This window comes from Bradyrhizobium sp. BRP23 (assembly GCF_020194135.1).
Lineage (GTDB): Bacteria > Pseudomonadota > Alphaproteobacteria > Rhizobiales > Xanthobacteraceae > Bradyrhizobium > Bradyrhizobium yuanmingense.
Genome location: NZ_JADYVW010000003.1, coordinates 495,755 through 522,641 on the forward strand (window position 1 = coordinate 495,755; position 26,887 = coordinate 522,641).

The following is a 26,887-nucleotide window of genomic DNA, read 5'->3' on the forward strand; positions in this document are numbered from 1 at the left end:
CTGAAACTGGCTGCGATCGTGCGCCACGACTGCACGATCTCATAGCCTACACGTAGCGCCTGAGATGATTAACTCGCCGCGCTCGAATGCGCGATTAGCGCGTCAAGCTCACGGCATGCAACCAAGTCGGACCGCGCGAGGCAAGTATCCATCAGCGCTCCTCCTCCCCGCACTGCCCGGATCGCCAGAACTCGCTGCCGCTCATTGCATCATGGCGGCCGCGATCTTCTCCGCCGACATCAACACCGGAAAGTTGGTGTTGGCGCACGGCACCACCGGGAAGATCGAGGCATCGACGACGCGCAGGCCCTGCACGCCCTTGACGCGGCCCTGATTGTCGACCACCGCCATCGGATCCTCAGTGCGGCCCATGCGGCACGAGCATGAGGCGTGCCAGACGCCGATCGTCGCCTTGCGCACGAAGGCTTCCAGCGCCTCGTCGTCGTTCATCACCTGATCGAAGGTGAAGCCTTCGACGACGAAATTGTCGATCATGTAGTGACGCAGCGCCGCCGGCCCGTCCATCAGGGTCGCGGCGATCGTGGTGAGAATCTTGTTCCTGGTGTTGACCACGCCGATCTTGCGGACGCGATCGGTATAGGCGGCCGGAAACGGCTTGTCCGTCACCTTCCTGACCACCTCGCTCATCTGGATCGCCGCCATCTTGCGGAAACCGCTCATCAGGCGATCGAGATCGCGGCGGTCGGACAGCAGGTTGAACTCGACGATCGGCTCTGCCGAGGGATCGCGCGAGGCGAGCCTGACCTGTCCGGTCTCGGAATAGGTCTTGTTGACGAAGGTCAGGAGCGAGCCGATCTGCGCGCCGACGGCGTGCCAGGCCGATTTGCTGATGACGACGACGAACATGTCGCCCTTGGGCACATCAGGCAGCCCGGAGGAGTAGCGCAGGCCGAGCTGCATGTGGCGCCTGGTGTGCTCGTTCATGCGCGCGCCGCGGCGAACAAACGACGACAGCGAGATCGAGGGATGGTCCATCAGGCGCTGGCCGACGCCCGGCAAGGCCGCCAGCACGGGAATGCCCAGATCCTTGAGGTGACCGACGGGACCGATGCCGGCGCGGAGCAGATGCGCCGGCGAATGGATGGCGCCGCTGGAGAGGATGATCTCGCGCCCGCGGAATTCCTGCTCGCGTCCGTCGACCATCGCCTTCACGCCGACGCAGCGCGTGCCTTCGAACAGCAGCTCTCGCACCTGCGTGTTGGTCGAAATCGCAAGGTTCGCACGCGCGCGGGTGTCGCGATCGAGATACCCCATCGCGGCCGAGACGCGCTGCTCGGCTTGATTGGAATGCGTCACCGGGAAGAAGCCGTCGACGAATTCGCCGTTCTGGTCGGCCACGAATTGATGGCCGGCCTGCTGGAAGGCCTGCGCGAATGCCTCCGAATGTCGCGTCCAGTGCTCGCGCGGGATGCGGCGGACAGGGATCCTTCCGTCCGTGCCGTGATACGGTCCGTCGAAATCGAGGTCGCGCTCCACCTTCTTGAAGAACGGCAGCACGTCAGCCCACGACCACCCCTCGGCGCCGCGCGCCTCCCATTCATCGTAGTCGGTCGGCGCGCCGCGGTTGGCCATCTGCCCGTTGATCGACGAGCCCCCGCCCAGCACGCGCGCCTGCTCGTATTTGCGCAAAGGAGGCCGCGACTCCTCGGGATTGTTGTGGCTGACGACCTGGGTCGTCACCTTGAGCTCGGTCCAGTGAAAGCGCGGATCGAAATAGGCGGTGCCGGGATAGCTGTCCCTGATTTCGGCTGGCTCGTTGCCGGGTGGCGTGTCCTGACCGGCTTCGCAGAGCAGGACCTTGTTGGCGCTCCTGGCGGAGAGCCGGTGGGCCAGCACGGACCCCGCCGAGCCGCCGCCCACGATGATGAAGTCGTACACGATTGGCGCTTCCTCTTGTTCTTGTTGGGGGAACGTAGCGCGTTCCTGTTGTGAGGTCACGCCATCGCTGCCGCGACAAGATTGTCGCGGCAGTCGGATGATGGCCGATATCAAGGCCTGATCGTCATATTCTCCGGCGGCCCCGGCTTTCGCAGCGGCTCCGCGAGCCGGGCAAACTCGCACAGGAGCGATCGCGTCTTCCTGGGATCGATGATCTCCTCGACCCAGAATTTTTCGGCCGAGCGGAACGGCGAGCGGAGCTTGTTGAGCCGCTCCTCGATCTCCTTCAGCTTCGCCGCCTTGTCTTCCGCCGCGTCGATGTCGGCGCGGTAGGCGGCTTCGATGCCGCCTTCGAGCGGCAGCGAGCCCCAATAGGCCGAGGGCCAGGCATAGCGGATCGAGAAGCGGTCGGCCGGCTGGTGCACGACACCGGCGACGCCGAACGCGTTGCGCAGGATCACGGTGCACCAGGGCACCGTGGTCTGGTTCACCGCCGCCATGGCACGCACGCCGTGGCGAATGGTGGCCGCCTTCTCCGCATCGAGGCCGATCATGAAGCCGGGGCAGTCCATGAGATAGACGACCGGCAGGTGGAAGGTCTCGGCGAAGTCGACCCAGCGCACCACTTTCTGGCAGGCATCCGCGGTCCAGGATCCGCCATAATGGAAGCTATCGCTGGCGAGCAACAGCACCGCCCTGCCCTCGAGCCGCGCGAGGCCGACGATGATCGGCTTGCCGAAGTTTTTTGCGACCTCGAAGAACGAGCCCTTGTCGACGACGGACTCGATGATGGGCCGCATCTTGTAGACCTGCTTGCGGTTGCGCGGCACCGCGTTCATCAGCGCTTCGTCGCTGCGTTCAGGACTGTCCGTGCAGGGCAAGGTCGGCGGCAGCTCGTAGACCGATGACGGCAGGTAGGAGAGGAAGCGCCGCGCGCAGGCGAACGCCTCCTCCTCGGTGTCGACCGCATGATCCACCGCGCCGGCGCGGGTCTGGATATCGGCGCCGCCGAGCTCCTCCTTGGTAAGGTCCTGCCCCAGCGCCTTCACCACCGGCGGACCCGCGACGAACATCGCGGACTTTCGCGTCATGATGGAATAGTGGCTGGCGGCAAGACGCGCGGCGCCCAGGCCTGCTACCGAGCCGAGGCCGAGCGCGACCACCGGCACGCGCGACAGATTCTCCGTCGTGAAGCGATACCAGCGCGTGCCGCCGATGCCGCCGGGTAGATTGGCCGCGCCCTTGGTCTCGATGGTCTTGACCGAGCCGCCGCCGCCGGAGCCTTCGATGATGCGGACGATGGGCAGCCGGAAATCGTGCGCCATCTCCTCCGCCATCAGCGGCTTGGCCGAGATCGACGCATCCGCCGAGCCGCCGCGCACGGTGAAATCGTCGCCGACCACGACCAATGTACGGCCGTCGACGCGCGCGCGGCCGAACACGCAATTAGCCGGCGTGAGCTTCTTCAGATCGCCGCTGGAATCGTACTCGCCGATGCCGGAGACGGCACCGATCTCGTGAAAGCTGCCTTTGTCGATCAGCTTGTCGATACGCTCCCGAACAGTCAGCCGGCCCTGGTCATGCTGTCGCTTGACCTTGTCAACGCCGCCCATCTCCCGCGCGAAGGCTTCGCGCCGGGCGAGCTCGTCGAGTTCCGGCTTCCAGTTCATTCACTCCCTCCGAATGGATCGGCTTGTTATTGTTGTGCACGGCCATGGCGACCGGCTTACGCGAGATACGGTTGTTGAAGGCGTCGCCTTCCGCGCCTTCCATCAGGCTGCCGAGCGAGCGGCCAAGCTGGAGCATCATCGGCGCGACTTCCTCGTGCAGACGCTGCTCGTCATACATCGCCGACAGAAGACCGATCGTGATGACCACGAAGGTCTGGTACTGCGGCGACCAGATCGGCACCGCGAGACCGTTGATGTGCGGGCTCCAGAGGCCGCAGGCGACGACATAGCCGCGCTCGCGCAACATCTGCCGGTTGGCCTCGATGCGGGGCTTGAGAATCTTCGCAGCTTCGGGGGCTTCCCGCTCCATGTCCGCGACGAAGGCATCACCGACTTCCGGCGCGAGCGCCGCGGTGTAGGCCGCGCCCGCGGCGGTCGAGGCCATCGAGATGCGGCTGCCGGTGCCCTCGTGCAAGCCGAGCGCCGTCGCCGAACGCGCGAACTGGAGATAGACGAGATGGAAGCGGTCGGGGACGACGAAGCCGACCGTGCCCGGCAGCTGCTCGGCGACTTCCTGCAGCCGCTGGCGAATCATGCTGCGCAGCTGCGCGCCCTTCATCATCGAAGCACTCATCGCCACCGCGCTCGGGCCGATGCGATACTTCTGGTCGCGCGGGAGATACACGAGCTGGCCCATGCGGGTCAGCGTATGCGTGAGCCGCGATACCGTCGAGCGCGGCAGACCGCAGCGATTTGAAATCTCGAGATTGCCGAGTCGCGCCTCGTGGCCCTCGAAGCATCGCAATACGTCGAACGCGCGCGACACCACCTGGATCACATCACCCTCACCGGCTTCGCCAGCGAGCGCACCTTGCCTGCTCAACCGCTCCGAACGTCGTCCCATGATCCCTACCGTTGTGTTCCGCTGTGCGGAATTAAATTCCACTTGCAGACGACGCTACCTCAGGCATTTTGCGACGACAACAAAAAGGCGATGGCATGCCAGAAATTAAGATCGTCACGGAGGTCGCGGGACGCATCTGCGCAACTCCCGTGCAAGTTGGAGGAACCGTCGCGGATGGCGATGACGTTGTGGTGGTCGAAGCGATGAAGATGGAGATCCCAGTGCCCTCGCCCGCAAACGGCACCATCACATCGCTTCTGGTAAAGGTCGATGACGTCGTTGCGGAGGGACAGGCGATAGCGATCGTCGCGAGCTGAGCGTCTTATCCGGTCTTTTCCGCGACAATGTGTCAGTCGCATTCCCACGCGCGCTGTATGGCGTTGCCATCGCTTGATCGCGGTGACATGATCGGTTTCAAACAAAACGTTGTTTCAAACAAAGAATGAAAATCTTCGCGGCAAAGCGAAGATCATTGGAGGGAAACATGCTTCGTGGGCTGCTCGTGCTCGCGCCTGCTCTGGTGGCGGGCATTTCTTTTGCGTCTACACGCTATTCGTTCGCCGAAGACATCAAGCTGCCGGCGACATTGACCTTCACCGCCTATGACACCGGCACCGCCGGATTCAACATAGCGGTCGGCGTCGGCAAGATGATGAAGGACAAGTACGGCACCGACGTGCGCGTGCTCCCCGCAGGCAACGACGTCGCGCGCCTCGCGCCGCTGCGCGCCAAGCGCGCGGTTTCCGCGGCGATGGGGTCGGGCACCTACTTCGCGCAGGAAGGCGTGTTCGAGTTCGGCTCGAAGGAATGGGGTCCGCAGCCGCTGCAGACCCTGCTCTCGACCGTCGACTGCAATTGCGCCTCGCTTGCGGTGGCCGCCGACACCGGCGTGAAGGAGCTGAAGGATCTCAAGGGCAAGCGCGTCGGCTTCGTGGTCGGCTCACCCGCGCTGAACCAGAACTCGCTCGCGGTGCTCGCCTTCGCCGGGCTGACGCAGAAGGACGTCAAGGCTGTCGAATTCGCCAGCTACGGCGCGATGTGGAAAGGGCTGATCAACAACGACGTCGATGCCGCCTTCGGCACCACCATCACCGGTCCCGCCAAGGAGGCCGAGGCTTCGCCGCGCGGGTTGATCTGGCCGCCGCTGCCCGCCAAGGACAAGGAAGGTTGGGCGCGGATGCAGAAGGTCGGCTCGTTCTTCTTCCCGCAGCTTGCGACTTGCGGTGCCGGCATCTCGCCGGAGAAGCCGATCGAGCTCGGCAATTATCCCTACCCGATCTTCGTCGCCTACGCCTCGCAACCGGCCGACCAGGTCTATGCGATCACCAAGGCGATGATCGTCAACTACGACGCTTATAAGGACTCCGCGCCCGGCGCCGGCGGACTCGCGGCCAACCGCCAGACCAAGAACTGGGTGGTGCCGGTGCATCCCGGCGCGGTGAAGGCGTTGAAAGAGGCCGGCCAATGGAGCGACGCTCAGGAGGCACACAACAACCAGCTGATCAAGCGGCAGGAGGTGCTGGCGGCCGCCTGGGCCGATTACGGCAAGTCCAATCCGCCGTCGGACGACAAGGCGTTCCTCGAAGGCTGGACGAAGGCGCGTGCCGCGGCGCTAGCGAAAGCGGGCATGCCGAACGGGTTCGAGGAATAGAGCGAGGTGTTGTTAGGCGTGATCGTTGCCTCGCGAGAAGTGCGCCCCCTCTCCCGCTTGCGGGAGAGCGTTGGGGAGAGGGTGCCTCCGCGGTGGGATTCCCCCAGAGGAGAAAGCCCTCACCCGGCGCTTCGCGCCGACCTCTCCCGCACGCGGGAGAGGTTGAGCGCGCGGCCAGAGCGGTTCAAACAACTGCCGTTTGCCTGATTGCGTTCACCAGCCCACGCGCGGGATCGATGATGTCCTCTTCCACTTCCACCGTCCCGCAAGACGAGCCCAAGCGCGTCGTGTTCGATGATCCCCATGGCGCCGCCGGCAACATGCAGGAAGCGGAAGTCACGCGCGTTCGCACGTTGCGCGGCGCGTGGCGCTGGACGCTGATCGTTGCGACCGCGGCGACGATCCTGCTCTGCATCAACCAGCAATTCTCGCTGCGCTTCTTCGTCGGATACACCCAGCTCAACACGGAATATTTCTATCTCCTGATCGCGTTGATGCTGCCGTTCACCTTCCTGATCTTTCCGGGCACCGAACGCGCGCCGCTCGACCGCATGCCCTGGTATGACCTCGTCCTGTTCGTCGTGACCTTCGCGGCGGCGATCATACTGATGGTTAACGTGCGCAAGGCGGCGGAGGCCGGCTGGGAATTCGGCGGCGCGCCCAACACGGTGATCGCCGCAGGCCTCGTGATGTGGGTGATGCTGATGGAAGCGTTGCGCCGCACCGGCGGCTGGAGCCTGCTCCTCAGCGTTCTGCCCTTCACTGTCTATCCCCTGTTCGCCGAAGCCCGCTGGCTCGGACCGTTCCGTGGCACGCAATCGACGCTCGAGCAGGCGACCGCCTATCACGTGCTCTCGGGCGAGAGCCTGCTCGGCATCCCCATCCAGGCCTTCGCCGACACCGTGATCGGCTTTTTGGTGTTCGGCACCGCGCTGATGATGACGGGCGCCGGAAAGTTCTTCATCAACCTGGCCTTCGCGTTGTGTGGCACCTTTCGCGGCGGCGCGGCAAAAGTCTGTATCTTTGCCAGCGGCCTGCTCGGCATGATGTCGGGTTCGATCATCTCCAACGTGCTCACCGCCGGCACCATGACCATCCCGGTGATGAAGAAGAGCGGCTTTCGCGCCTCCTATGCCGCCGCGATCGAGGCCTGCGCCTCGACCGGCGCCGTGCTGGCGCCGCCAGTGATGGGTGCGACCGCTTTCGTGATCGCCCAGTTCCTCAACGTCAGCTACGCCGATGTCGCCCTCGCCGCAATCATTCCGGCCGTGCTCTACTACGTCGGCCTCTTCATGCAGGTCGACGCTTACGCGGCGCGCCACAAGCTGAAAGGTATTCCCCGCGCCGAGCTGCCGCGGATCATGGATACGATCAAGGACGGCTGGTACTACGTCTTCGTCATCGCGCTTCTGATCGTGATGCTGCTCTACTTCAAGCGCGAGAGCCACGCGCCGTTCTACGCCACCGCGCTGCTTCTCGTGCTCAACCAGTTCTTCTCGAAGGACACGCGCTGGACATTTGCGACGATCGGCAAGTTCCTAGAGGTCAACGGCCGCACCTTCGTCGAGCTGGTCGGCATCCTCGCCGGCTGCGGCCTGCTGATCGGCGCGTTCTCGATGACGGGCGTGGTGTCGAGCCTTGCCAACGACCTCCTGCACATCGCCGGCGACAATGCGTTCCTGCTGCTCGGCATGTGCGCCCTCACCAGCCTCATTCTCGGCCTTGGGCTGACGACGACGGCCTGCTACATCTTCCTCGCCATCCTGGTCGCGCCTGCGCTGGAGAAGCTCGGGCTCAACCGCATGGCCGTGCACATGTTCATCTTCTATTGGGGCATGCTGTCGTCGATCACCCCGCCGGTCGCGATCGCTTCCTTCGCAGCTGCCGGCATCGCCGGATCGCCGGCCATGAAGACCGGCTGGGAATCGATGTGGGTCGGCAGCATCATCTATTTCCTGCCGTTCTTCTTCGTGCTCAATCCGGCGCTGGTGCTGCAGGGCTCGAGCCCCTATCTCGCCGGCCTCGGCCTGATGGGCCTCGCTGCCTTCGGCACGCTGTTCATCTGCGGCGGCATCCAGGGCTACCAGCCTTTCGTCGGGGACTTGCGCGGCACAGGCAGCCTGGAATGGCCCATTCGCGTGCTGCTCGTGATCGGCGGCTTCGTGGTGGCGACCCCCGGCGGCGGCATCATGCCGTTGTCGCAGATGCAGGTGACGTTGCTCGGCCTTGGCATCCTGCTGCCGACGATCCTGATCGCGCTTCTCTTGGTCCGGCGCCCGCCTGTGATGCCGGACGGGTTGCGCGTGCTCTGATTGCGTTGCACAAGGGAGGCGATGAAACCGCTCTCGCCTCTCGCCACCGCCTGGACCCGCTCGAAGCCGCCCTTGCTGCGGTTCCTGGACAATTGCCTCAGCGAGTTCTCCGCCGAAACGTCGGGCCATGTCGCCGATTACATTCCCGAGCTCGGCAAGGCCGACCCTGCCTATTTCGGCATCAGCCTGGCGACGCTGGACGGCCATGTCTATGAAGTCGGCGACTCCAGGGTGCCCTTCACCATCCAGTCGATGTCGAAACCCTTCGTGTTCGCGCTGGCGCTGGACCTGCTCGGCGCCGGCAAGGTCGAAGGTGCGATCGGCGTCGAGCCCTCCGGCGATCCCTTCAACTCGATCCGGCTCAATTCCGAGAACCATCCGTTCAACCCGATGGTCAATGCCGGCGCGATCGCCTGCACCGGGTTGATCTACGACAGCAAGGGCGCGGAGGCTTTCGAGCAGATCCGCCTTGCGCTCAGCCGTTTTGCAGGCCGCGACCTTTCCGTCGACGACGCCGTCTATTCTTCCGAGAGCCAGACCGGCGACCGCAACCGCGCCATCGGCTATCTGCTCAAGACCAACGCGGTGATCTCGGACAACGTCGTCGGCGTGCTCGACGTCTATTTCCGGCAATGCGCCGTGCTGGTGACCGCGCGCGATATCGCGGTGATGGCGGCAACGCTCGCCAATCGCGGCATCAATCCGATCACCGGCGAGCAGGTGCTGAGCGCCTACGCGATCTCGCGCACGCTGTCGGTGATGACGTCGTCGGGCATGTACGACTATGCCGGCGAGTGGATCTACCGCATCGGCATCCCCGCCAAGAGCGGCGTCGGCGGCGGCATCCTGGCCGCGCTCCCTGCCCGCCTCGGCCTCGGCAGCTATTCGCCAAAGCTCGACAAGCACGGCAACAGCGTGCGCGGCATCAAGGTCTGCGAGGCGCTGTCCTCGCATTACGACCTGCACATGCTCAACCGCAGCGACGACGCACGCAACGCCGTCATCGCGGACTACGACATCGGCAAGAGCCCGTCGCGCCGCGTGCGCCGCCCGCAGGAGCGCGAGATCCTGGCGGCCCACGAGCAGGAGGTGCGCATCATCGAGCTGGTCGGCACGCTGTCGCTGTCGGCGGTGGATTACGTCTCGCGCCGGCTCGCGGGACGACCGCGGCCGCAATTCGTGATCTTCGATCTCCACCGCGTGACCTCGACTACGCGGGCCGGCGCACGACTTGTGGCCGAAGCGTTCGAGGAATTGGCCGCGCTGAATGTCACGGTGGTCTTGTCGGGCGTCCGGCGCGCCTCCAAGGAATGGAATACGTTACGCGAATGGACCGCTGAGCTGAAGAACGTGCGCGATTTCTATCTGCTCGACACTGCGATCGAATGGGCCGAAGACCAGATCGTCTATCGCTACGGCGGCTCGATCGATTTTCACGAGACCACCGAGCTAGCCGAACAGCCGCTGCTGACCGGGCTGAGCGAGGAAGAGCTGACGGATCTCGCCTCGCTCTGCACCATCAGGACCTATCAATCCGGCGCGAAGATCCTCACGGCCGGCGACCCCGCCGATGCCCTGTACTTCCTGCGCAGCGGCGCCGTGCACGTCACCTTGCCCGATGGCGTCAGGCTGGCGACGCTCACCGCCGGCATGGCGTTCGGCGAGATGGCGCTGCTGGAACAAACCCGCTCCGCCGACGTGTTCGCCGACATGGCAGCGACGGCATGCGAGGTCCCGCTGAAGGATTTCGAGCGCTTCCGCAAGCAGCACCCCCGCGCCAGCGAATGCATCATGCGTAACCTGGCCCAGCTTCTAGCCGACCGCCTGATCGTCGCCAACGCCAAGGTGGATATTCTGACCTCGACGTGAGCGGTTCATGCGCAACAGATCGTCATGCCCGGGCTTGTCCCGGGCATCCACGTTCTTCGTACCGATTGGCAAGACGTGGATGGCCGGGACAAGCCCGGCCATGACGCCGGACTTCCCAGCTCAAGCTTACATTAACGGCTCGCCGCTTCGCTGATGCGTCGCCTGATCTTGGCGGCACTGGCGTTGAGCAGCGCGGACGGCTGCTGGCCGGTGGCGGCGCACAGGCAGGCCCAGTAGTAGACGACATCGCCAAGCTCTTCGACGAGACCGGCCTTGTCGAGCCAGTCGTCGCGCAGGAGCTTCTTGATGTGCTCGGCGACCTCGCCCGCCTCAGCGGCAAGGCCCAGCCCGAGATAAGACAACCGCTCGTTCGACGGATGCTCGTCGACTTTGGCAATAGTTGCGGCCCAGGCCGCATATTCATCGATTGTCATGAGCATCCCTCGCAAGCCGAGCTTTGGATCAGCCGACCACTTCGGTGACGGGCTGAAGATCGATCTCGAATGTTTCCAGGAACTTCGACGTCATGATGTAGAAGCCGACCGAGAGCTGGAGCTCGACCAGCGCGGCCGGTGTCAGCTTCGATGCGATCGCCTTGAAGGTCGCATCCGTCGGCTTCGTCAGCTTCACGATCTCGTCGGTGAAGGCGAGCGCGGCGCGCTGCACCTCGTTGAAGCAGGATGCGGCCTGCCAGTTCTCGAGCGCCTCGTTCTGCTCGTCGGTGACGCCGACATTCTTGCCGATGCGCTTGTGCGCGACGATCTCATAGGGTGCCTCGCACAGGATACCGGTACGGGTGATCGCAAGCTCGCGCACGATGGGGTCGAGCTCGCCCTTGTGCCTGATTGCGCCCCCGAGGCGGCAATATTGCTCAAAGTAACTCGGCGAATGCGCCATCATCCGGAAGATGTTGGCATGGCGGTTCTTGTCGAGGATTTCGCGGGTGCGGTCGGATGCCTTGGACGGGTCGCTGTACTGAATGCGGGCCATGATTTTCCTGAAGTTTCCCTGATCTTTTGATGCTTTTTGTCGCCATTGGCGAAGGTTCCCGAAGACTCTATTCGCGTGGGGACGCACGAGCAACATCATCGAGTCAAATTGCCGCCGCATTGCTGATCGACCCTGACACAGTCGATATTCGCCGCGGGGGACAAATCGCGGCGGATACTCGCAAGGGGTGTTCCGAGTAAAAACAATTGGCCGTCGTAAGCGCTCACCGCGCAACGATGAGTCATGCCCAAGTCTAGGGAGAAAACGGCATGAAGGAAGCCACCAAGGGGGCAGCCTCGGGAGCGCTCGCGCATATGCTGGCGGTGACGGCGATGCTCGTCATCGCCAGCATCTTGTTCTACGGGCGTTAGAGTATTTCGATTGCGCATGATCTTTTCGGAAAACCGCTTCACACTTTTCCGGATCAGGCGCTCAGCGTTTTCGTCATTCCGGGGTGGCTCTCGCACAAGCCAAGCCCAGAATTCCCGTTCCAGGCTCGGTCGCATGACCGCCCCCGAATGACGGATCCCTCGGTTGGCGTGTAGCCCGGATGAAGCGCAGCGCAATCCGGGAAGTCTGTCCGCGAGGTGCGAATCCCGGATTTCGCTGCGCTCCATCCGGGCTACATTCGCGTTTCCCTATTTGGTTTTGGCAAAGAACGGCACCAGCTTGCCGGCAAAGGGCTTGAAGCTCGCAATGACCGAATCGCCGATGGCGAGGTCATTCTCGCCGTGGGCCATCATGCGAAATCCCTCGGCGCAATCGACCAGCAGGATGTTGTAGGGCACGTGCGCGCGCGTCTCGGGCGTTGCCGCGCGGCAGACCAACGAGGTCGCATACACCCTGCCCTTGCCGCTGGCGCGCTGCTCGCGCGGGTCCGATTCGCCACAAGCTGCGCAGAAGGCCCGATGAAAATACTGTACATGCCCGCATGCGGTGCAGGTCTGGTAGGTGATGGCCTCTTTACCCTTGGTCCAGTCCGCCAGACGCTCGCTCATCTGACCCGCTCCAGGAACATGCTGACGTGAGACGACAGCACGCCGCCGTCGCCGTGCAGCAGTGCAATCGAGGCGTCGCGGACCTGGCGGGTGGCCGCCCGCCCCGTCATCTGCAAATGCGCCTCGACGAGATGCGCCATGGCGCCGCCGACGCCGCAATGGCCGTAACTGAGCAGACCGCCATGGGTATTCAGCGGCATCGCGCCATCACGGCTGAAATGGCCGGCGCGCACGCGCGCGGCCGCCTCGCCGCGGCCGGCGAGACCGAGGTCTTCCAGCAGCATCGCGAGCGTGATCGTAAAGCTGTCATAGATCGCGGCGTAGCGCACGTCGGAGATCGCGAGACCCGTGGCCGCCTTTGCACGCGCGATGGAGATCTCGGCGCCAAGCTCGCTGAGGGCGGGCGCTGCCGTGACATGCTGATGCGTGTGGGCCTGGGCGCAGCCGCGGATACGCACGCCCGCTTCCCCGGTTCGCTCGCGGCTGACAACGAACGCCGCGCCGCCGTCGGAGACCGGGCAGCAATCGAGCAGCTTGAGCGGCAGCGCCACTGGCTTGGAGGCCATGACGTCGGCGACATTGATGGGATCGTGGAATTGCGCGCCGGGATGGGTGCAGGCGTGGGCACGCATCAGCACCGCGAATTCGGCGAGATCCTCTTCGGTCACGCCGTATTCGTGCATGTATCGGTCGGCAACGAGGCCGTAATAAGCGGGAATGGTCGGTCCTAACGGCACCTCGTAGTCGGGATGGCCGACCTGCGCCAGCGCCTGGATCGAGGCATCGCGGCTCTGCCCGGTGAGCCGGTTCTCGCCAGCGACCACCAGAACGTTCCGGCAGACACCTGACGCGACGAGATGATGTGCAAGCATCGTCATCGCAAGACCCGTGGCGCCGCCGACCTGGACGGCATGGGCGTAAGACGGGCGGATACCAAAATGCTCGGCGAAGACGGTGGCGAGCATGATGTGCGGGGAGACCGTGGAATAGCCGCAGAGGATGCCGTCGATGTCGGTGCGCTTGAGGCCGGCATCGTCGAGCGCGGCTTGCGCGGCCTCGCTCATCAGGTCGAGCGAGGACGAGCCTTCATGCTTGCCGAACGACGTGAGGCCGACGCCGGTGATGAAGCTCATGGTGCCATTTCTCCACCGTCATTCCGGGGCGCGACGAAGTCGCGAGCCCGGAATCCATCGAACGGCATGTGCGGAGGATGAATGGATTCCGGGCTCGCGCCCAAGTGGGCGCGCCCCGGAATGACGGATGAGAGAAGCGTGGTCATCTCCACTCTCCCTACTCCGGCGCCACGCGCGTGACGCCGTCGCGCACCATGGCTGCGATCTCGTCAGCGGAATAGCCGATCTCGCGCAAGATCTCCGCGCCGTGCTCGTTGAGCCGCGGCGCCAGGCGTACCGGCTCGGCTTCGGTCTCGGACCAGGTCGCCGTCACCTTCATGCTGCGGATCGGACCTTCGGTCGGATGGGTCACCACCGGGAAAAAGCCGGTCGCCTCCAGATGCTCATCGTGCAGGATCGAGGCGAGATCGTGCATCGGCATGACAGGCACGTCGGCTTTCGTCAGCAGGTCGATCCATTCCGCCGTGGTCCGCGTCTCGAAGATGCGGGCGAGCTCGGCATACACCACATTGATATTGGCGGCCCGGCCGGCGAAGGTTGCAAATGTGGGATCGGCGCGCAGGTCGTCGCGCCCCGTGGCCTTGAAGAAGTTCTCCCACTGCTTGTCGTTGTAGACGATGACGCTGAGATAGCCGTCCGAGGTCTTGTAGGGCCTGCGGTCGCGCGAGAGATGGCGGGCATAGCCGCCCTTGTCGAGCGGCGGCTCGAACGTGAGCCCGCCCATGTGGTCGCCCATGACGAAGCCGGCCATGGTCTCGAACATCGGAATGTCCAGACGCTGGCCGCGGCCGGTGCGGTCGCGGTGCACGAGGCTGGCGCAGATCGCGCCGACCGCGGTGAGGCCGACGATACGGTCGACGAGCGCGTTCGGCACGTAGCGCGGCACGCCGTCGCCGGTCTGCGCCATCAGCGCCGGCAGCGCCGTGGCGCCCTGGATCAGGTCGTCGTAAGCGGGTTTTGCGGCATAGGGCCCGTCCTGGCCGAAGCCGAACACGCCGGCATAGACCAGGCGCGGGTTGATGGCGGAGACGACGTCGTAGCCGAGCTGAAGCCGCGCCATCGCCTGCGGGCGGACGTTGTAGACCAGGACGTCGGCGTCCTTCAAAAGCCGCAGCACGGCTTCGCGCCCCGCAGCCTTCTTCAGATCGAGACAGATCGAGCGCTTGCTGCGGTTGGTGTTGAGAAATACCGGCCCCATGCCGGCGTGACGCATCGGGCCGATCAGGCGGGTGACGTCGCCGTCCAGCGATTCCACCTTGACGACGTCGGCACCGTAATCGCCGAGCATTTGGGTCGCATAAGGGCCCATCAGCACGGTGGTCATGTCGACGACCTTGATGCCTTTCAGCGGCCCCATCGTTCGCTCCCGATTGCGCCGAGCCCAACTGCCCACGCGATTTCGGTCCAGCTAACGGCAGTGCCGCCGCTCGCGCAAGGGCGGGCGGCGTATGGCGGCATGCGCCGCGGGGCGACGTCGGCCGCTATTTCTTCTGACGGGATTCCCGGATCTTCAGGAGCCGGTCGAGTTCGTCATTCTGCTGATTGATCCGGTCGGCGATGCGCGACTCGTTCTGCTCGCCGGAGGCGGCAGCGGCCTGCTCGATGAGCTGGCGGATATTGTCTTCGAGGATCGCGATACGATCGTTGAGTGCGTCCATCGACAGTGAATCTTCGTAGTTAGTGCTCATGATGCATTTCCCGCAAAATCAATCAGAGCATTAAGGGGGCCGCGCGAGCCCACCATGATCTAACGCAAAGAAATAAGGCGGGCATGGCGTATGGCGCCTTTGCCCACCCTACAGGATCAAACTACTTCAGCGGCTCCAGGACGGAGACGTAGTTGGCGACGGCCGCGCCACCCATGTTGAAGATGCCGCCGAGCTTGGCGTTCTTGAGCTGCATGCCCTCGGGCGCCTGGCCCGCGAGCTGCATCGCGGTCATCACATGCATGGAGACGCCGGTGGCGCCGATCGGATGGCCCTTGGCCTTGAGGCCGCCGGACGGATTGACCGGCAGCTTGCCGTCCTTGAGCGTCCAGCCTTCTTTGATGGCGCGGGCGCCCTGCCCCTTCGGCGTCAGACCCATCGCTTCGTACTCGATCAGCTCGGCGACGGTGAAGCAGTCATGGGTTTCGACGAAGGAGAGATCGGACAGCGTGACACCGGCCTTCTCCAGCGCCCGCTGCCAGGCGACCGTGCAGCCCTCGAACTGCAGGATGTCGCGCTTACTCATCGGCAGGAAGTCCTGGGCGTGCGCAGTGGCGCGGAAGCCGATCGACTTGGTCATGCCCTTGGCCGTCTCGGCATCGGCCAGCACCAGCGCAGCGGCGCCGTCGGAGACCAGCGAGCAGTCCGTCCGCTTCAGCGGGCCGGCGACATAGGGGTTCTTCTCGCTCTCGGCGCGGCAGAAGTCGAAGCCGAAGTCCTTGCGCATCTGGGCGAAGGGATTGGCGACGCCGTTCTTGTGGTTCTTGGCCGCGATCAGCGCCAGCGCATCGGACTGGTCGCCGTATTTCTGGAAGTAGGAGCTGGCGATCTTGCCGAACACGCCGGCGAAACCGCCGACCGTGTCGCCGTCCTCAGGGAGGTAGGAAGCCTTGAGCAGGTTCTTGCCGATCTCGGCGCTCGGCGTGCGCGTCATCTGCTCGACGCCGACGACCAGCACAATCTTGGCCGCCCCTGCGGCAATCGCGCGCAGGCCCTGATGCACGGCGGCAGATCCCGTGGCGCAGGCGTTCTCGACACGGGTCGCCGGCTTGAAGCGCAGCTTGGGATCGGCCTGCAGTACCAGCGACGCCGTGAAATCCTGCGGCGAGAAGCCGGCGTTGAAATGGCCGAGCACGATCTCGTCGACATCACCGGCCGAGATGCCGGCATCCGCCAGCGCCTCATTGGCGACGCGGGTGACGAGGCTTTCGACGGTTTCGGTGTCGAACTTGCCGAACGGCGTATGCGCCCATCCGACGATGCTGGCGGTCATGTTCGTCTCTCCCTGAGGTCTTGTCCTGAGCTAAGTCTTAGCCCAGGGATGGCAAGACTTCACGCGGCTTTCAGCGCCTTGAGGGTCCGCTCGCAGATGGCAGTTATGCCGGCCCAGTTCCCGGCCCGGATTTCCGCCGTCGGGCACAGCCAGGACCCGCCGACCGCAACGACATTGGGTTCGGTCAGCCAGGTCGCGGCATTGGCCTCGCCCACCCCGCCGGTCGGGCAGAACCGCACGTTCGGGAACGGCCCGCCGAGGGCGCGCAGGCCCTTGATGCCGCCGGCCTGCTCCGCCGGGAAGAACTTTGCGACGTCGAAACCGTAGGACAGCGCCATCATCAGTTCCGAGGCCGTGGCAATCCCCGGCGCGAACGGCAATGAGCTGTCGGTCGCGGCCTTGAGCAGATCGGGGGTCAGGCCCGGGCTGATGCCGAACGCGACGCCGAGCTTCTCGACGCGGCTGAAGTCGGACGGGTTGAGAATGGTCCCGATGCCGACGACCGCCTCGGGGACCTCGGTCATCATCGCGCGCGCCGCCTCGATCGCAACGGGGGTGCGCAAGGTCACCTCCAGCGTGCGGACCCCGCCGGCAACCAGCGCACGCGCCAGCGGCACCGCATCCTGGATGCGCTCGATGGTGAGGACGGGAATGACGGTCGCAGCCTTGAACAGCGCGACGAGGTGGTTCTGTTGGGCAGCCGTGGTCATGGGTCTCGATTCATTTGGTCGCTGTCTAATTGTTGGCCTGGCGGGACGCCGCCGGCCGGTGCCGCTTCTTCGGCGGCATGGCATAGCCCGGAATGATGGCGCCGGGATAGCAGATCACGAGGCTGGCGAGCCGATGTCCTGATAGGGCCGCCTCGGCCGGCTCGGCGCCGGCAAGTCGGGCCGCGATATAGGCCGCGGCGAAGCTGTCGCCGGCGGCGGTGGTATCGATGACGGGCTTGGTGATGGGCTCGGCGCGGACCTCGCTGGCGCCGCCGGGGTAGCGCAACAGGCTCACCGGCTCGGGCAGACGGAACACCAGTTCCGGGGTTGGGATGCGCGCCATCAGCTGGTCGTGACTTTCGCCGGGATGGAGCGCGAGCAGATCCTCGGTCGAGGTCAGCACGATGTCGGCGGCCGCGAAGGCGGTCGCAAACACCTCCCGCGCGATATCGCGGTCCGGCCAGCCGCGCGCGCGGAAATTGGTGTCGAACACGAAGCGAGTGCCGAGCAGGCGCGCGCGCTTGATGGCGCCGAACAGGCGCTCGCGCCCGGCCGCGTCGTAGATCGAGAGCGTGATCGCAGAGAGATAGACGACGTCGTAGCTCATCAGCGAGTTGAGCAGCTCGTCCGTCTCCGGCAGGCTCATCAGCTGGCGCGCGGCCGCACTGTCGCGCCAATGGAAGAACTGGCGCTCGCCCTCCGCATCCGTCTGGATCATGTAGAGGCCGGGCAGCTTGCCCGCGAGCCGCACGACACGCCGCGTGCCGACGCCTTCCGCATTCCAGGCAGCGACCATCTCGTCGCTCAGGGCGTCATCGCCGAGCGCGGTGAGATAATCGACCTTGACGTCCAGCCGCGCCAGATACACCGCCGTGTTGAGGGTGTCGCCGCCGAAGCCGCGTGAGTACAGGCCACCGCCCTGCCCCTGCCCGGCGGACGCGCCGCCCTGGGCCTGCCGCAGCTCGACCATGCATTCGCCGATGCAAGCAACGCTCGCCATCATCAGGGCCCGCTCAGTCCGAGCTCAGGCGACGAAATTGCCGCCGAGCTCGTCTTCGATGTGAATGCGGATGATATCGTCGAACGTCTTCTCGGCGGTGGTGAAGCCGAGTTCGCGCGACCGCCTGGCATCGAAATTGCGCGGCCAGCCGCCGACGATGCCGACGATGAAGGGATCGGGCTCGCGCTTGATGCGCGCGGCGACCTTCTCGCCCGCAACCCGCTTCAAGGCGGCGATCTGCTCGCCGACCGTGGCCGACAGGCCCGGCATGGTCAGGTTGCGGCGCGGGCCGACAGTGGCGAGATCCATGGTGCCGGCGTGAAGCAGGAAGCCGACGGCCGAGCGAGGCGTCGCGTGCCAGTGGCGGACGTCCTCGGAGACCGGAAGGATCGCTTCCTTGCCGGCGAGCGGTTCGCGCAGAATGTTGGAGAAGAAGCCCGATGCCGCCTTGTTGGGCAGGCCGGGCCGGATGCAGATGGTCGGCAGGCGGATTCCGATGCCGTCGAGGAAGCCGCGACGGGAATAGTCGGCGAGCAGGAGTTCGCCCATCGCCTTCTGCGTGCCGTAGCTGAGCAGCGGGGTATGGAAGAACTCGTCGCCGATCGCATCGGGAAACGGCGCGCCGAACACTGCGATCGAGGACGTGAACACCACGCGCGGCTTGTAGCCGCCGCCCGCAAGGCGGATCGCATCGAGCAGCATCCGCGTGCCGTCGAGATTGATGCGATAGCCCTTGTCGAAGTCGAGCTCGGCCTCGCCGGAGACGATCGCGGCGAGATGGAAGATCACGTCGGGGCGACCTGCGATCAGTTTCTCAGCCGCGCCCGGGACGGCGAAATCGCCCGAGACGGTCTCGACGGCAAAACCGGCCTGCTCCGGCTTCTTCGGCTCGACCACGTCATGCATGGTCAGCTTGGTGATATCGCTCTTGCCGAGCCGGCCGTCGCGCAGCAGCCGTTCACAGAGCTTGCGGCCGACCATGCCGGCGGCGCCGAGAACCAGAATGTGCAAGAGCTCAACTCCTTCTTATTGGCCGGACTTATTGGCCGGAGCGCGCCGCTCTTGAAACCATTGGCGCGCCCTCGGCAAGCCCCGCGATCATTCCTTCACGGCGCCGGTCATCGCCGACACATAATGCTCCACGAAGAAGGCGTAAAGGATCACGAGCGGCAGCGAGCCGGCCAGCGCGCCCGCCATCAGCGAGCCCCAGCGGTAGATGTCACCGTCCACGAACTCGTTCACGATCGCGACCGGCACCGTCTTGTTGCTGGTCGATTGCAGGAAGGTCAGGGCGTAGATGAACTCGTTCCAGCACAGCGTGAAGCAGAAGATGAAGGCCGAGATCAGGCCGGGAATGGCCAGCGGCACGACGATCTTGATCAGGATCTGCCAGCGGCTCGCCCCGTCGATCAGCGCGCATTCCTCGAGCTCGAAGGGGATGGTCTTGAAATAGCCCATCAACAGCCAGGTCGAGAACGGGATCAGGATGGTCGGATAGGTCAGGATCAGCGCCAGCGGCGAATCGAACAGGCCGTACTGATACACGACCGTGGCGAGCGGAATGAACAGGATCGACGGCGGCACCAGATAGGCGAGGAAGATCAGCCCGCCGACGAGATTGGCGCCCTTGTAACGCAAGCGCACGATGGCGTAGGCGGCGAACACCGAGGCGATGATCGAGAGCACCGTCGCGCAGATCGCCACGTACATCGTGTTCCAGAGCCAGTACGGATAGTAGCTCTCGAACAGCAGCTTGTGGAAGTGCTTGAAGGTCGGATTCCAGGTCCAGAACGGATTGTACTTGTCGAGGTCGAGCAGCTGCTCGTCGGGCTTCACCGAGGTCAGCGCCATCCAGTAGAACGGGAACAGCAGGACGACGACGATGATGGCGAGCGGCAGGTACAGCGTCACCAGCCTGCGCGGCACCGACTGCAGATAGCTCATGCCCTCGCTGTGATCATCCTTCGCGACTGTCGGAGCCGAGCTATGCAGGACGGCCTTGAGATCGATCCGCGAGGTGGGGAGATCAGTCATTGTTTTCTCCCTGCTGCCACTTGCGACGCTGCAGGCCGAACCAGGACACCATGATGGCGGCGAGCAGGAACGGGATCATCGCACTGGAGATCGCGGCGCCCTCGCCGAGCTGCCCGGCGATGATCGCACGCTGATAGGACAGGGTCGCCATCAGATGAGTGGCGTTGACCGGGCCGCCACGCGTCATCGCCCAGATCAGCTGGAAGTCGGTGAAGGTGAACAGGACCGAGAAGGTCATCACGACGGCGATGATCGGCGTCAAGAGCGGATAGGTGATGTAGCGGAAATTCTGCCAGCGCGTGGCGCCGTCGAGCGTCGCGGCTTCATAGAGCGACGGCGAGACGGTCTGGAGGCCTGCGAGCAGCGTGATCGCGACGAACGGCACGCCGCGCCAGATATTGGCGAAGATCACGCAAATGCGTGCCCAGGTCGTGTCGCCGAGGAAGTTGATGTTCTGGTTGATCAGGCCGAGCTGCTTCAGCGACCAGGAGATGATCGAGAATTGCGAGTCGAAGATCCACCAGAAGGCGAGCGCGGAGAGCACCGTCGGAACGATGAAGGGGATGAGCACCATCGCGCGCAGCATCGCCTTGAACGGCATGTGCTCGTTGAGCAGCAGCGCGAGGTAAAGGCCGATGCCGAATTTGAAGGCGCTGGCGACGAAGGTGTAGAGCAGCGTGTTGAACACCGACAGCCAGAAGATGGAATCGTCCCACAGCCATTCGTAGTTCTCGAAGGCGATGAACTGTCCGACCCTGCCGATGCGCGTGTCCGTGAAGGACAGCCAGATGCCCAGCCCCAGCGGATAGGCCAGGAAGAAGATCAGGAACACCATGGCCGGCACCATGAACCAGAAGCCGAGCCAATTGCGATTGTGTTTAAGCTGGGCCCAGGCGCCAGCCTCGGTCATCTGAGGCTTGGCCCGGGGAATTGCGACATCAGCCATGCCCGATATCCCTGATCGAAATGTTGACGAGCGGGCGACCCAAGAGGCGCCCGCCCCGTGACTGTTCAGCGATAGATGCGCTTCAGCTGGCGCTCGGCTTCCGCCATCGCGCCCTTCGCATCCTTGGCGCCGGTGCAGTAATTGGCGAACATGTCGACGACGATGAAGTCGGCGATCGCGGTTGCCGCCTTCTCGCCGACGGTGCCGATGCCCGACGCCGGCAGCGTGCGCTTGGAGGCCTGCGAGAACACGGCGTTCTTGGGATCGGCCGTCCAGATCGGCGCCGATTCATAGGCGTTCAGGGTCTGCGTCAGATAGCCCTGCGCGCCGGCCAGCCACTTCTCGTAGTTCTCCTTCTCCAGCATGAAGGCGACGAAGGCCTTTGCCGCATTCGGATATTTGGTGAAGTTGAAGGCGAGGATCGGCAGCGCCAGCTGCAGCTCGGTCGGCTTGCCGACCGGACCGACCGGCCAGAGCGCGTGATAGGTGTCCTCGGTGAGCTCCTTCTTGCTGGGATCGGTCTTGGCGGCGACGTAGATCGAGATGCCGTTCGCCGTGCAATAGAGCTCGCCGGCGAGATACGCCTTGTTGTTGGAGGAATCGTTCCAGGACGCCGTGCCCGGAATGAAGTTGTCGTACAGCGCCTTGCAATATTCCAGCGCCTTCGCCGTCTCCGGCGAATTGATGACGATCTTGTCGTTCTGGTCGACCGTGTAGGCACCGTGGCCCCACAGCACCCAGTGCAGCCAGGAATTGCCGTCGCCCGAGGCGTGACCGAGCGCGAAGCCGGCCGGCGTGTTGTTGGCCTTGAGCGCCTTGCACATCTCGAGGAAGCCGGGGAAGTCCTTCGGGAATTCCTTGAAGCCAGCCTTGTCGAGCGCCGACTTGCGGTAGGTCATGTAACCGCCGTTGGTCGCGACGGGAATGCCGAGCCAGTCGTTGCCGAGCTTGCAGGTCTTGGCCGCCGCATCGGTCCAGCCGCCGTATTTGTTGCCGAGATAATCGGCGACATCATTCATCTTCAGCACTTTGGTCGGGAAAAGCTGCGGCAGGGTGTGCAGACCCCAGGCGAGATCGAGGCCGGAGCCGGTGTTGGCCGCAACCGAGGCCTTCGGCTGCACGTCCTCGAAGGACTCGCTGAAGGTGTTCATCTCGGTGCCGGTCGCGGCCTTGAACGCCGCCACCATCGCGTTGAACGCATCGTCCTCCGCCGGCACGAAGCGCTTCCAGCGCATCACCGTCAGCTTGGCGCCGGGCTCGGCCTTCCAGGGCGCGCTCTGCGCCCAGGCCTTGGCGAAGTCGAACAGTGCCGGCCCCGTCAGCATGCCGGTCGCAGCCAAAGCGGTGCCGCCTTGAAGCAGAGACCGGCGGGTAAAGTCTTGCATGTTGTCCTCCCTGTGATGCTTTTTGTCGTCTTATGCCTTGTCGTCTGATGCGTTAGGCGTTCATGCGTTTGCCCGTCGCATCGTCGAACAGATGGACCAGCGATGGCTCGGGCTTCAGCCGCACCTTGTCGCCCGGATTGAACTGGTGACGCTCGCGGAAGACCGCGACGACCTGCTCGCCGCCGAGCTTGGCAAACACCTGCGTCTCCGAGCCGGTCGGCTCGACGACGATGATCTCGGCCTCGGCGCCGTCATCGGCGATGGTGAAGTGCTCCGGCCGCACGCCATAGACCGCAGGACGGCCGTCGGAATTGGCGGGCGCGGTCTTGAGCGGGAGCTTGACGCCGTTCGGTCCTTCGAAGCTCGCAACGCCGTTGACGCGCACATGGCCTTTGAGGAAGTTCATGGCAGGCGAGCCGATGAAGCCGGCGACGAACTGGTTGTCGGGCTTGTCGTAGAGCTCGAGCGGGGTGCCCATCTGCTCGACGATGCCGTCATGCATGACAACGATCTTGTCGGCCATGGTCATGGCCTCGATCTGGTCGTGGGTGACGTAGACGGTCGTCGTCTTCAGCCGCTGGTGCAGCTCCTTGATCTCGGTGCGCATGGCCACGCGCAGCTTGGCGTCCAGGTTCGACAACGGCTCGTCGAACAGGAACACCTGCGGATCGCGCACGATGGCGCGGCCCATGGCGACGCGCTGGCGCTGACCGCCGGAGAGCTGTCGCGGATAGCGGTCGAGCAGCGGCGACAGCGCGAGGATCTCGGCGGCGCGCTTGACGCGCTTGTTGATCTCGTCCGAGCTGGCATTCCGCAGCTTGAGCGAGAAGCCCATGTTGTCGGCGACCGTCATGTGCGGATAGAGCGCGTAGTTCTGGAAGACCATCGCAATGTCCCGCTCCTTGGGCTGGACATTGTTGACGACGCGGTCGCCGATCGAGATCGTCCCGGAAGTGATGTTCTCGAGGCCGGCGAGCATGCGCAGAAGCGTCGACTTGCCGCAGCCGGAGGGGCCGACCAGGACGACGAACTGGCCGTCCTCGATCGGAATCGTCACGCCGTGCAGGACTTCAAAATTGCCGAACGATTTCCGCACGTCGCGGATTTGCACAGACGACATCTAGCTCCCTCCTCGAAAGTCCACGGCGCCTCTCGCGCCGCGACCGTCTTGTTTTTCGGACTTTACCGAACCAGGCCCGATATTAGCGGGCAACATTGTCGGTAGTTTGTGCGGTTTTGGCAATTTGTCTTTGGTTAGTCGTTGCTGGTAGCGCTGTCAACGTTCCTTTGTTTGCGGGACTGACTGTGTTAAGAGCAGCAAATGGGTCGAAAACGCACCAAGTCAGGCAAAATCCGGCTGGCCGAAGTGGCCGAGCTCGCCGGCGTCAGCCCGATTACCGCGTCGCGCTTTTTCCGCAATCCGGAGGCCCTGTCGGTCGCGAAGCGGACGCGGGTCGAGAGCGCCGCCAAGGAGCTCGGCTATGTGCCCAACCTTGCCGCGCGCGCCCTCGCCTCGCAACGCACCGAGGTCATCGGTGTCCTGATCCCATCGCTCACCAATAACGTGTTCTCGGACGTGCTGCGCGGCATCTATGACGCCTCCGAAGGCAGCCGCTACTCGATCCAGTTGTCAAACACGCGCTACAGCATTCTCCAGGAAGAGAAGTTGCTGCGTCTGTTTCTGGCGCAGAAGCCGGCCGGGCTGATCGTCACCGGGATCGACCAGACCGCGGAGTCCCGCGCGATGCTTCAGGCCGCGGACTGTCCGATCGTGCAGATCATGGAGATCGGCCCGGACCCGGTCGACATGATGATCGGCTTTTCGCACTATGATGCGGCCCGCGCGGCGATCGCGCATCTGTTCGAGCAAGGTCACCGCAAGGTCGGCTTCGTCGGCGCGAGGATGGATCCCAGGGTGCAGCGGCGGCTGGACGGATATGTCTCGGCCATGAAGGACGCCGGATCGTTCGACCAGCGCCTGGTGGTCACGACGGCGACGCCGACCTCGGTGACGCTCGGCGGCGCCCTGTTCACCGATCTGCTGGCGCGCGAGCCGGACATCGATGCGGTGTTCTGCGCCAACGACGACCTCGCGCTCGGCGTGCTGTTCGAATGCCGGCGCCGGGAGATCGCAGTCCCCGGGCAGATCGCGATCGTCGGCTTCAACGATCTCGAATTCATGGCCGCCGCCGTCCCCACCCTCACCAGCGTCCGCACCAACCGCTATGAGATGGGCAAGACGGCCGCCACCATGCTGATCGACGCGATCGAGGGCCGCCGCCCGGAGCAGCCGGTGCTCGATCTCGGCTTCAAGGTGATCGAGCGGCAAAGCTCGTCGGCGCGACGTTCGGACAGCAGGCCAGCCGTATCAGCCGCGGGCGCGGCGAACAAAATGATAGCGTTACCAAGCAGCCACGACTAGTATCGGAATCGTGAGGAAACGACCCGCCAGCGGGAAGGCAGATCATCGCGCGCGCCGTTGGGCACCGCACATGCCGCACCATGAGACGGACGGTAGTCGCGTTTGCATTGCAGGAGAAACCAATGACAAAGAAACCAACCAACGGGCATGCCGCCGGCAGCAACGGTACCCGCCGCCATCTTCGCTCGCAGGAATGGTTCAACAACCCGCACAACCCGGGCATGACCGCGCTCTACATGGAGCGTTACCTGAATTACGGCCTCACCCGCGCCGAGCTGCAATCCGGCAAGCCGATCATCGGCATCGCCCAGACCGGCAACGATCTGTCCCCCTGCAACCGCCATCATCTCGAGCTCGCGCACCGCGTCCGCGAAGGCATCCGCGAGGCCGGCGGCATCGCGATGGAATTCCCGACCCATCCCATTCAGGAGACCGGCAAGCGACCGACCGCGGCGCTCGACCGTAACCTCGCTTATCTCGGCCTCGTCGAAATTCTCTACGGCTATCCGCTCGACGGCGTGGTGCTGACCACCGGCTGCGACAAGACCACGCCGGCCTGCATGATGGCGGCGGCGACGGTGAACCTGCCCGCGATCGTGCTGTCGGGCGGCCCGATGCTGAACGGCTGGCACAATGGCGAGCGCACCGGCTCCGGCACCATCGTCTGGAAATCGCGCGAGCGGCTCGCGGCCGGCGAGATCGACTATGAAGAGTTCATGGAGATCGTGGCCTCCTCGGCGCCCTCGGTCGGCCATTGCAACACCATGGGGACGGCCTCGACCATGAACGGGCTTGCCGAAGCGCTCGGCTTCTCGCTGCCGGGCTGCGCGGCGATCCCGGCGCCCTATCGCGAGCGCGGCCAGATCGCTTACGAGACCGGAAAACGCATCGTCGAGATGGTCTGGGAGGATTTGAAGCCTTCCGATATCCTGACCCGCAAGGCGTTCGAGAACTGCATCGTGATCAATTCGGCGATCGGCGGCTCGACCAACGCGCCGATCCACATCAACGCCCTCGCCCGCCATATCGGCGTCGAGCTGTCGATCGAGGACTGGCAGAAGTTCGGCCACGACGTGCCGCTCCTGGTCAACATGCAGCCGGCCGGCTTCTATCTCGGCGAGGAATTTCACCGCGCCGGCGGCGTGCCCGCCGTGGTGCGCGAGTTGATGAAGCACAAGCGCATCCATGAGGACGCGGTCACGGTCAACGGCCGCGGCATCGGCGAGAACTGCAAGAACGCGCCCGCTCCCGACAACGACGTGATCTGGGCTTACGACAAGCCGCTGGTGAAGGACGCCGGCTTCCTGGTGCTGAAGGGCAATCTGTTCGATTCCGCGATCATGAAGACAAGCGTGATCTCCAAGGAATTCCGCGACCGCTACCTCAGCAACCCGAAGGACCTCAATGCCTTCGAGGGCCGCGCCATCGTGTTCGAGGGGCCGGAGGATTATCACGAGCGGATCGACGATCCTTCGCTCGACATCGACGAGCGCTGCGTGCTGTTCATCCGCGGCACCGGCCCGATCGGCTACCCCGGTGGCGCCGAGGTTGTGAACATGCAGCCGCCGGCGGCGCTGATCAAACGCGGCATCCTGTCCCTGCCCTGCATCGGCGACGGTCGCCAGTCCGGCACCTCGGGCTCGCCCTCGATCCTGAACGCCTCGCCGGAAGCTGCCGCCAATGGCGGTCTTGCCGTCCTAAAGACCGGCGACAAGGTGCGCATCGACCTCAACAAGGGCAGCGCCAACATCCTGATCTCGGACGAGGAGCTGAAGAAGCGCCATGCCGAGCTCAAGGCCAGCGGCGGCTTCAAGCATCCGCCGAACCAGACGCCGTGGCAGGAGATCTATCGCAACACCGTCGGCCAGCAATCGACCGGCGCCTGCATGGAGCTCGCCACGCGCTACCAGAACGTCGCCGGTACGTTCGGTGTGGCGCGGGACAATCACTGACACGGTCATTCCGGGGCGCGACGCAGTCGCGAG

At 64.5% G+C, this 26,887-nt stretch carries 23 protein-coding genes; 6 read left to right on the forward strand and 17 right to left on the reverse strand.

The window, feature by feature from the left end; genetic code table 11:
• Positions 1–201: 201 nt before the first annotated feature.
• The 3 genes from I6F24_RS10500 to I6F24_RS10510 form a co-directional block, all read right to left on the reverse strand.
• Entirely contained in the window at positions 202–1,899 is a 1,698-nt protein-coding gene (locus I6F24_RS10500) for a GMC oxidoreductase (RefSeq protein ID WP_036022488.1), read from the reverse strand.
• Positions 1,900–2,009: 110 nt separating this feature from the next.
• Positions 2,010–3,569 carry a carboxyl transferase domain-containing protein gene (locus tag I6F24_RS10505; protein ID WP_036001111.1) on the reverse strand — a complete coding sequence of 520 codons (1,560 nt, stop codon included), beginning with the start codon at positions 3,567–3,569 and terminating at the stop codon, positions 2,010–2,012.
• Positions 3,499–4,473 (reverse strand): helix-turn-helix domain-containing protein, encoded by a 975-nt coding sequence (locus I6F24_RS10510; protein ID WP_036001116.1) that lies wholly within the window; start codon positions 4,471–4,473, stop codon positions 3,499–3,501. Before I6F24_RS10510 ends, I6F24_RS10505 begins: the two co-directional genes overlap by 71 nt.
• Before the next feature lie 95 nt (positions 4,474–4,568).
• Here I6F24_RS10510 and I6F24_RS10515 point away from each other — a divergent pair, with 95 nt between their 5' ends.
• From I6F24_RS10515 to glsA, 4 genes are all read left to right on the forward strand, one after another.
• A complete protein-coding gene (locus I6F24_RS10515; RefSeq protein ID WP_036001120.1) occupies positions 4,569–4,790 on the forward strand; it encodes a biotin/lipoyl-containing protein in 222 nt (73 codons plus the stop codon).
• A gap of 167 nt (positions 4,791–4,957) precedes the next feature.
• A complete protein-coding gene (locus tag I6F24_RS10520) occupies positions 4,958–6,124 on the forward strand; it encodes a TAXI family TRAP transporter solute-binding subunit (RefSeq protein WP_036001123.1) in 1,167 nt (388 codons plus the stop codon).
• 236 nt (positions 6,125–6,360) lie between these two features.
• A complete protein-coding gene (locus I6F24_RS10525; protein ID WP_225112201.1) occupies positions 6,361–8,436 on the forward strand; it encodes a TRAP transporter permease in 2,076 nt (691 codons plus the stop codon).
• A 21-nt stretch (positions 8,437–8,457) separates the two neighbouring features.
• Positions 8,458–10,305, forward strand: coding sequence for a glutaminase A (glsA, locus tag I6F24_RS10530; RefSeq protein WP_225149466.1), 1,848 nt, complete (start codon positions 8,458–8,460; stop codon positions 10,303–10,305).
• 131 nt (positions 10,306–10,436) lie between these two features.
• Here glsA and I6F24_RS10535 read toward each other — a convergent pair whose 3' ends face one another.
• The 14 genes from I6F24_RS10535 to ugpC all read right to left on the reverse strand — a co-directional run bounded on the left by I6F24_RS10535 (position 10,437) and on the right by ugpC (position 23,600).
• Positions 10,437–10,739, reverse strand: coding sequence for a nucleoside triphosphate pyrophosphohydrolase family protein (locus tag I6F24_RS10535; protein WP_036022497.1), 303 nt, complete (start codon positions 10,737–10,739; stop codon positions 10,437–10,439).
• A gap of 28 nt (positions 10,740–10,767) precedes the next feature.
• Positions 10,768–11,295, reverse strand: coding sequence for a carboxymuconolactone decarboxylase family protein (locus I6F24_RS10540; RefSeq protein ID WP_036001128.1), 528 nt, complete (start codon positions 11,293–11,295; stop codon positions 10,768–10,770).
• A 638-nt stretch (positions 11,296–11,933) separates the two neighbouring features.
• Positions 11,934–12,293, reverse strand: a complete 360-nt coding sequence (locus I6F24_RS10545; protein WP_225149465.1) for an OB-fold domain-containing protein — start codon at positions 12,291–12,293, stop codon at positions 11,934–11,936.
• Positions 12,290–13,426: a thiolase family protein gene (locus I6F24_RS10550; protein WP_225149464.1), complete on the reverse strand. Its 1,137-nt coding sequence runs from the start codon at positions 13,424–13,426 to the stop codon at positions 12,290–12,292. The genes I6F24_RS10545 and I6F24_RS10550 overlap by 4 nt, the downstream gene beginning before the upstream one ends.
• Positions 13,427–13,583: 157 nt before the next feature.
• On the reverse strand, positions 13,584–14,783 hold the full coding sequence (locus I6F24_RS10555) for a CoA transferase (protein WP_225149463.1): 1,200 nt from the start codon (positions 14,781–14,783) through the stop codon (positions 13,584–13,586).
• 124 nt (positions 14,784–14,907) lie between these two features.
• Positions 14,908–15,114, reverse strand: coding sequence for a hypothetical protein (locus tag I6F24_RS10560; RefSeq protein ID WP_036001140.1), 207 nt, complete (start codon positions 15,112–15,114; stop codon positions 14,908–14,910).
• A 121-nt stretch (positions 15,115–15,235) separates the two neighbouring features.
• On the reverse strand, positions 15,236–16,405 hold the full coding sequence (locus I6F24_RS10565; RefSeq protein ID WP_027571779.1) for an acetyl-CoA acetyltransferase: 1,170 nt from the start codon (positions 16,403–16,405) through the stop codon (positions 15,236–15,238).
• A 59-nt stretch (positions 16,406–16,464) separates the two neighbouring features.
• Positions 16,465–17,115: a bifunctional 4-hydroxy-2-oxoglutarate aldolase/2-dehydro-3-deoxy-phosphogluconate aldolase gene (gene eda, locus I6F24_RS10570; protein WP_225132879.1), complete on the reverse strand. Its 651-nt coding sequence runs from the start codon at positions 17,113–17,115 to the stop codon at positions 16,465–16,467.
• Positions 17,116–17,140: 25 nt separating this feature from the next.
• Entirely contained in the window at positions 17,141–18,115 is a 975-nt protein-coding gene (locus I6F24_RS10575) for a sugar kinase (RefSeq protein WP_225149735.1), read from the reverse strand.
• Positions 18,116–18,139: 24 nt separating this feature from the next.
• Positions 18,140–19,126 carry a D-erythronate dehydrogenase gene (gene denD / locus I6F24_RS10580; protein WP_225149462.1) on the reverse strand — a complete coding sequence of 329 codons (987 nt, stop codon included), beginning with the start codon at positions 19,124–19,126 and terminating at the stop codon, positions 18,140–18,142.
• A gap of 87 nt (positions 19,127–19,213) precedes the next feature.
• On the reverse strand, positions 19,214–20,149 hold the full coding sequence (locus tag I6F24_RS10585; RefSeq protein WP_036022472.1) for a carbohydrate ABC transporter permease: 936 nt from the start codon (positions 20,147–20,149) through the stop codon (positions 19,214–19,216).
• Positions 20,142–21,095 (reverse strand): sugar ABC transporter permease, encoded by a 954-nt coding sequence (locus tag I6F24_RS10590; RefSeq protein ID WP_085972022.1) that lies wholly within the window; start codon positions 21,093–21,095, stop codon positions 20,142–20,144. The genes I6F24_RS10585 and I6F24_RS10590 overlap by 8 nt, the downstream gene beginning before the upstream one ends.
• A gap of 65 nt (positions 21,096–21,160) precedes the next feature.
• Complete coding sequence (locus tag I6F24_RS10595) at positions 21,161–22,480, reverse strand: ABC transporter substrate-binding protein (protein WP_036022467.1); 1,320 nt, start codon at positions 22,478–22,480, stop codon at positions 21,161–21,163.
• Positions 22,481–22,532: 52 nt separating this feature from the next.
• Positions 22,533–23,600: a sn-glycerol-3-phosphate ABC transporter ATP-binding protein UgpC gene (ugpC, locus tag I6F24_RS10600; protein ID WP_036001178.1), complete on the reverse strand. Its 1,068-nt coding sequence runs from the start codon at positions 23,598–23,600 to the stop codon at positions 22,533–22,535.
• 201 nt (positions 23,601–23,801) lie between these two features.
• Between ugpC and I6F24_RS10605 the strand changes: the two genes are divergently transcribed.
• Together I6F24_RS10605 and I6F24_RS10610 are read left to right on the forward strand one after the other, a co-directional pair.
• Entirely contained in the window at positions 23,802–24,902 is a 1,101-nt protein-coding gene (locus I6F24_RS10605; protein ID WP_036022457.1) for a LacI family DNA-binding transcriptional regulator, read from the forward strand.
• A gap of 122 nt (positions 24,903–25,024) precedes the next feature.
• A complete protein-coding gene (locus I6F24_RS10610) occupies positions 25,025–26,854 on the forward strand; it encodes an IlvD/Edd family dehydratase (protein ID WP_036001184.1) in 1,830 nt (609 codons plus the stop codon).
• Positions 26,855–26,887: the final 33 nt, after the last annotated feature.

What these genes read in the sequence shown, in the direction of transcription:
- I6F24_RS10505 (WP_036001111.1), bottom strand. Translation starts at nt 3,569, where the DNA reads ATGAACTGGAAGCCGGAACTCGACGAGCTCGCCCGGCGCGAAGCCTTC.
- I6F24_RS10510 (WP_036001116.1), bottom strand. Translation starts at nt 4,473, where the DNA reads ATGGGACGACGTTCGGAGCGGTTGAGCAGGCAAGGTGCGCTCGCTGGC.
- I6F24_RS10515 (WP_036001120.1), top strand. Translation starts at nt 4,569, where the DNA reads ATGCCAGAAATTAAGATCGTCACGGAGGTCGCGGGACGCATCTGCGCA.
- I6F24_RS10520 (WP_036001123.1), top strand. Translation starts at nt 4,958, where the DNA reads ATGCTTCGTGGGCTGCTCGTGCTCGCGCCTGCTCTGGTGGCGGGCATT.
- I6F24_RS10525 (WP_225112201.1), top strand. Translation starts at nt 6,361, where the DNA reads ATGATGTCCTCTTCCACTTCCACCGTCCCGCAAGACGAGCCCAAGCGC.
- glsA (WP_225149466.1), top strand. Translation starts at nt 8,458, where the DNA reads ATGAAACCGCTCTCGCCTCTCGCCACCGCCTGGACCCGCTCGAAGCCG.
- I6F24_RS10535 (WP_036022497.1), bottom strand. Translation starts at nt 10,739, where the DNA reads ATGACAATCGATGAATATGCGGCCTGGGCCGCAACTATTGCCAAAGTC.
- I6F24_RS10540 (WP_036001128.1), bottom strand. Translation starts at nt 11,295, where the DNA reads ATGGCCCGCATTCAGTACAGCGACCCGTCCAAGGCATCCGACCGCACC.
- I6F24_RS10545 (WP_225149465.1), bottom strand. Translation starts at nt 12,293, where the DNA reads ATGAGCGAGCGTCTGGCGGACTGGACCAAGGGTAAAGAGGCCATCACC.
- I6F24_RS10550 (WP_225149464.1), bottom strand. Translation starts at nt 13,426, where the DNA reads ATGAGCTTCATCACCGGCGTCGGCCTCACGTCGTTCGGCAAGCATGAA.
- I6F24_RS10555 (WP_225149463.1), bottom strand. Translation starts at nt 14,783, where the DNA reads ATGGGGCCGCTGAAAGGCATCAAGGTCGTCGACATGACCACCGTGCTG.
- I6F24_RS10560 (WP_036001140.1), bottom strand. Translation starts at nt 15,114, where the DNA reads ATGAGCACTAACTACGAAGATTCACTGTCGATGGACGCACTCAACGAT.
- I6F24_RS10565 (WP_027571779.1), bottom strand. Translation starts at nt 16,405, where the DNA reads ATGACCGCCAGCATCGTCGGATGGGCGCATACGCCGTTCGGCAAGTTC.
- eda (WP_225132879.1), bottom strand. Translation starts at nt 17,115, where the DNA reads ATGACCACGGCTGCCCAACAGAACCACCTCGTCGCGCTGTTCAAGGCT.
- I6F24_RS10575 (WP_225149735.1), bottom strand. Translation starts at nt 18,115, where the DNA reads ATGGCGAGCGTTGCTTGCATCGGCGAATGCATGGTCGAGCTGCGGCAG.
- I6F24_RS10585 (WP_036022472.1), bottom strand. Translation starts at nt 20,149, where the DNA reads ATGACTGATCTCCCCACCTCGCGGATCGATCTCAAGGCCGTCCTGCAT.
- I6F24_RS10590 (WP_085972022.1), bottom strand. Translation starts at nt 21,095, where the DNA reads ATGGCTGATGTCGCAATTCCCCGGGCCAAGCCTCAGATGACCGAGGCT.
- I6F24_RS10595 (WP_036022467.1), bottom strand. Translation starts at nt 22,480, where the DNA reads ATGCAAGACTTTACCCGCCGGTCTCTGCTTCAAGGCGGCACCGCTTTG.
- ugpC (WP_036001178.1), bottom strand. Translation starts at nt 23,600, where the DNA reads ATGTCGTCTGTGCAAATCCGCGACGTGCGGAAATCGTTCGGCAATTTT.
- I6F24_RS10605 (WP_036022457.1), top strand. Translation starts at nt 23,802, where the DNA reads ATGGGTCGAAAACGCACCAAGTCAGGCAAAATCCGGCTGGCCGAAGTG.
- I6F24_RS10610 (WP_036001184.1), top strand. Translation starts at nt 25,025, where the DNA reads ATGACAAAGAAACCAACCAACGGGCATGCCGCCGGCAGCAACGGTACC.